A 5,114-nucleotide genomic window follows, 5' to 3' on the forward strand; every position below is an offset into this window, starting at 1 on the left:
TACCAGCAGCAGCACTGGCCGCGCCAGTGTCGGCGTAATGGCGGAAGGGGAATACACCTTTGGCACCGCAGAAGCGGAAGAGATGACGGTGGTCAGCGGCGCTCTGAACGTCCTGCTGCCGGGTGAAACGGAGTGGAAAGTCTACAGTGCCGGGCAGGTCTTCAACGTGCCGGGCCACAGCGAGTTCCATTTGCAGGTTGCAGAGCCAACCTCTTATCTGTGCCGCTATCTGAAATAAAAGCATGCCGGGTGGCGCATTCGCTTACCCGGCCTACGTTTTACCTGTCAACGCTGCGCTTCGCCGCCGAGACCTTCCACCAGGTTCTGGATCAGCGCCGCCAGCTCGCCGGTCATCAGGATAAAGTCTGCGTCAAAGCGCTGAGCATAATCTTCGCGGTCGATATCTTCGTTCTGATCGCGCAGTTCATCGCAGAATTTAAGGCGCTTCACGGAGCCGTCATCACACATCACAAACTGAATGCGCTGCTGCCAGTCGAGTGCCAGTTTGGTCACCACTTTGCCCGCTTCAATGTGCACGGCGATCTCGTCGCTCACCAGATCCTGTTTCTTCGCGCGGATCACGCCGCCATCTTCCAGCAGCGCTTTCAGCTCTGCTTCATCAAGGATCTGGAAGCCCTGCGCGGCAGTCCCGCTGCGCACCCACTCAGTCAGGGTCAGCTCAATCGGCGTCTCCAGTGCCAGCGGTACCACCGGTAATGAGCCAAGGCTCTTACGCAGCAGCGCCAGCGTATCTTCCGCTTTTTTGGCGCTGGCGCAGTCGACCATGATCAGCCCGTTCACGGTGTCGATCCACATCATGGTCTGGCTAAAGCGGCTAAAGGCGCGCGGCAGCAGCGAGTGCAGCACTTCATCCTTCAGTGAATCTTTTTCGGTTTTTTTAAGCTTACGGCCCTGTTCAGCTTCCAGCTTGAAGATCTTCGCTTCGAGCGCCTGCTTCACCACAGGCGTCGGCAGGATCTTCTCTTCTTTGCGGGCGCAAACGATGATTTGCCCCGTGCTGCTGGCGTGGGTCAGCGCATCGCTTTGAGAACCCATTGGCGGAACCCAGCCGGTTTTTGCCATATCCTGGCTACCGCAAGGGGTAAAGGAGTAAGCGGCTAACTGTTTTTCCATCTCTTCTGCACGCAGCGAAACGTCGCGGCTGAGACGGTAAACCATCAAATTTTTGAACCACAGCATGATAATTTCCACGGCCTTGTCGTTAAATCAGCGGGCATGATAACGAATTGTCGCATCGCTTGCATTGCTAATCGGGAAGTGGGCTTCTACTCTGTTGATAATCAAAATAATGAGGAGTGTCTTGTGCGTATTGGGATTGATTTGGGCGGCACCAAAACAGAAGTTATTGCGTTGAGCGAGCAGGGGGAGCAACTGTTTCGCCACCGTCTGCCTACGCCGCGCGATGATTATCACCAGACCATAGAGACGATTGCCCGTCTGGTCGATATGGCAGAGCAGGCAACGGGCGAGACGGGCACGGTCGGGATGGGGATCCCCGGCTCCATTTCGCCGTATACCGGCGTGGTGAAAAACGCCAACTCCACCTGGCTCAACGGTCAGCCGTTTGATAAAGACTTAAGCCAGCGTCTGAACCGGGAAGTGCGTCTGGCAAATGACGCTAACTGCCTGGCGGTCTCTGAGGCCGTAGATGGCGCAGCGGCTGGCGCGCAGACCGTATTTGCGGTCATTATCGGTACCGGCTGCGGGGCGGGCGTGGCCTTCGGTGGGCGCTCGCATATTGGCGGCAACGGCACCGCGGGTGAGTGGGGGCACAACCCGTTACCGTGGATGGACGAAGATGAACTCAAATACCGTGCCGAAGTGCCGTGCTACTGTGGCAAGCAGGGCTGTATTGAGACCTTTATTTCCGGCACGGGGTTTGCCACCGATTATCATCGTCTGAGCGGCCAGCCGCTGAAAGGCAACGAGATTATGCGTCTGGTTGAGGAACAGGATCCGGTGGCTGAACTGGCGCTCAGCCGCTACGAAATGCGGTTGGCTAAATCACTGGCGCATGTGATCAATATCCTCGATCCGGACGTGATTGTGCTGGGCGGCGGCATGAGCAACGTTGACCGGCTGTACGCGACGGTGCCAACGCTGGTGAAACAGTGGGTATTTGGGGGCGAATGCGAAACGCCGATCCGCAAAGCCGTCCATGGAGATTCCAGCGGTGTGCGCGGCGCGGCGTGGCTCTGGCCGGAATAAACGCAAAACGGCAACTTGCGTTGCCGTTTTTGATGTTTGTACCCTCTCCCACAGAGAGAGGGCCAGGGTGAGGGCAACATCCCCCATTTACTGCACCGCAAACTCCCTGTCCAGCCTGCTATACCCTAGCCCGTTTATCTTCTTCACCTTGATCTGCACCGGAATACGTTCTTTCATTGCCTCTACGTGGCTGATCACGCCGATGGTTTTCCCGGTGGCGTTCAGCGCGTCGAGCGCATCCAGCGCGGTGTCCAGCGTTTCGCTGTCGAGCGTGCCGAACCCTTCATCCAGGAAAAGCGAGTCAATGCGCGTTTTGTGACTGACCAGATCGGAAAGCGCTAAAGCCAGCGCCAGACTGACGAGGAAACTTTCCCCGCCGGACAGGGTACGGGTATCGCGTACCGCATCGGCCTGCCAGGTATCAACCACCTCCAGTTCCAGCGCGTCGCTGGCTTTACGCTGAAGCAGATAGCGGCCATGCAGACGGTTGAGCTGCTGGTTGGCAAGCCACACCAGATTATCCAGCGTCAGCCCCTGGGCGAATTTACGGAATTTATCGCCGGTGCTGGAGCCTATCAGCGCATTGAGATAGCCCCAGTCGTCAGCCTGACGCGCCGCCTCCTCAATCTGCTGCATAAGCGCCTGCTGGTGCAGACGGTTATCACCGTCCTGCTTGAGCTGCTGGCGGATCTCCCCCTGATGCGTGGTGTTTTCACGAAGCTGTTGCGCCAGCTGGTGTAACTGCGCCTGAAGGGTTGCGGCGTCGGTTTCCAGCCCCTCGGGGCGCTGTGCCTGATGCGCCTGAAGCTGCTGGTTTGCCTGTACGGAGAGCGCCGTGGCCTGCTGGAGCTGGTTCTCCAGCGTCTGCTTTTGTTGTTCAAGCTGGCGGATCGACGCTTCATCCAGCAGGGCGGAGAGAAATGCCTCCTGACTGGCAAAGCAGCTCGCGGTCAGCGCGGCGCTGAACTGAGCCTGCGACTGCTGAAGCCGTTCACGCTCAAGCGTCTCCTGCTGCTGTAGGGTGGCGAGCTGGCTTTGTAGCGACACGCATTCGTCATGGATGCCGCGCCAGTTCTCAGGGATAACCGCGTCGGCTTCTGCGTCATCAGAATCCGGCAGCGTCTCCAGGATGGGCATCAGGGCGTTAATACGTTCCTGAATCGTACCGTGCTGGGCCTGTTTTTCCTGCCAGCGGGTATATTCAGCTTCGCGTGCGCTCAGCCAGGCGCTTTCGGCCCCTTCATCGGGCACGCTAAGCGACAGCGACTCTAGCGAGGCTGCCAGCGCCTGACGCGTCGCCGTCAGCTGCTGCTGGTACTGGCGCGCCTGATCTTCCTGTTCATTGAGCTGGTTTTGCAGCGTCAGACGCTGGCTAAGCTGATACAGCTGGCGTTCATACTGCTCCTGTTCGCTCATCCAGGGTGCAATATCATCCTGAATATTCAGCGCTATGTTCAGGGAGGCGCAGACCTCCAGCCACTCTTTAGTGAGTGCTTGCTCTTCCTGAGAGAGGGCCTTTACTTCCTCTGTCTCGCGCTGGATCTGTTGGGTGAGCGCATTCACCTGCCCGAGCACCAGCAATCCTTCCTCTTTTAGCGCGGCAACCTCTTTCTCCAGCGCGTCGCGGCGGCGCTGATTGTCGGTCAGTTCAAGCGCCTGATACTGCACAACAGCCGGATGTTCGCTTGAACCGCAGAGCGGGCAAGGTTTACCCGCTTCGAGCTGTGCACGATAGTTCTCAAGATCCTTGATTGTTGCCTCACGCTCACAGAGCGCTTTCAGGTCGGCATAGTGCTGATTTTTCTCTTTGAACTGCTGACGCCGCAGGATCAGCGTTTCATTGAGCTTAGCCTGCTCAGCCTGCGCTTTTTGCACGCTTTCCGCATTCTGACGCAGCCGTTTTTGCAGCGGCTGATAGCGAGCGTGAAGCGCAGTCAGGCGCTGGCGGAGCGCCCGCGATTGTGCCTGTTGCTCCATTGCCGTCGCGAGATCCTCAGCCGTCAGCGTCAGCGTACTCTCCGGCATCTCAGCCAGTTTCTGACGAAGCTCAGCCATACGCGCTGACTGGGCCACAAGCTGATTTTTATCGCGACTCAGTTGCGTAAAATGCGCCCGCCAGCCGGCAATTTCCTGCCCCCACTGACGGAAACGTTCGTGTTCTGTTAGCCACTGCGTCAGTACCCTGTGTTCTGTCTGCAACTGTTCACGGTTGCGCAGCGCACCGTTGCGAATACGCGAGCGCTGCGCCGCTCTGTTGAGTAAGCGAGTATTTACTTCAACAATTCGCGCTGTTGTCTGCGCCAGGCGGGTGGTCTGCTCCTGCTGATACTCCCACAGCGGACGTAGCTGGGCGGCGGGCTGTGCCAGCTGGAGCTTCGCCAGTTGCGGCGCGGCGTCCGTCAGAGCCTGTTGCGCCTGCTGCTGCGAAGCGGCTGCGCGTTGCTGCTCACGTATCAGCTCGTCGTTACGCGTAAGCCACTGAAAATCTTTCTGTTGGCTCTGCTGCTGTGCCAGCAGGATTTTTTCTTCGTCAGTAAGTGCCTGCAAACTTTGCTGCAAGTGCTGCTGCTGTTCCTCGCTCAGCAGCACAACGCCTGCGGCCTGCGCTTCGCACATCTCCAGCGCGTTGCGTGCCGCTTTGTGTTTTTCAAAAACCATGGCGGAAATGTGGCCGTAAATTTCCGTGCCGGTCAGTTCCTCCAGCAGCTCTGCCCGATCGCTCGGTTTAGCGTTCAGGAAGGCGGCAAACTGCCCCTGAGAGAGCAACATCGAGCGGGTAAAGCGACCATAGTCCAGCCCGGTGAGTGCGGCGGTTTGTTCCAGCTTATCCGTGACTTTATCGGCCAGAATTTTGCCGTCTTCGCAGCGGGCCAGCTCAACGCGCG

At 58.2% G+C, this 5,114-nt stretch carries 4 protein-coding genes; 2 read left to right on the forward strand and 2 right to left on the reverse strand.

Annotated features, from left to right (window positions below; all coding sequences use genetic code 11):
- Positions 1-238, forward strand: a 238-nt coding sequence (gene ppnP, locus HP459_RS21180) for a pyrimidine/purine nucleoside phosphorylase (RefSeq protein ID WP_171936793.1), incomplete at its 5' end; no start/stop codon positions are given.
- A gap of 47 nt (positions 239-285) precedes the next feature.
- Here the strand turns inward: ppnP and rdgC are convergent.
- Positions 286-1,200, reverse strand: coding sequence for a recombination-associated protein RdgC (gene rdgC, locus HP459_RS21185; RefSeq protein WP_006809928.1), 915 nt, complete (start codon positions 1,198-1,200; stop codon positions 286-288).
- Between the two features lie 123 nt (positions 1,201-1,323).
- On the opposite strand from rdgC, the gene mak reads away from it, so the two are divergent.
- Complete coding sequence (gene mak, locus HP459_RS21190; protein WP_003859127.1) at positions 1,324-2,229, forward strand: fructokinase; 906 nt, start codon at positions 1,324-1,326, stop codon at positions 2,227-2,229.
- An 87-nt stretch (positions 2,230-2,316) separates the two neighbouring features.
- Here the strand turns inward: mak and sbcC are convergent.
- On the reverse strand, positions 2,317-5,114 hold a 2,798-nt coding region (gene sbcC / locus HP459_RS21195), incomplete at its 5' end, for an exonuclease subunit SbcC (RefSeq protein WP_171936794.1).

Origin of the sequence: Enterobacter sp. CM29, assembly GCF_013179605.1 — a bacterium.
GTDB classification, from domain to species: domain Bacteria; phylum Pseudomonadota; class Gammaproteobacteria; order Enterobacterales; family Enterobacteriaceae; genus Enterobacter; species Enterobacter intestinihominis.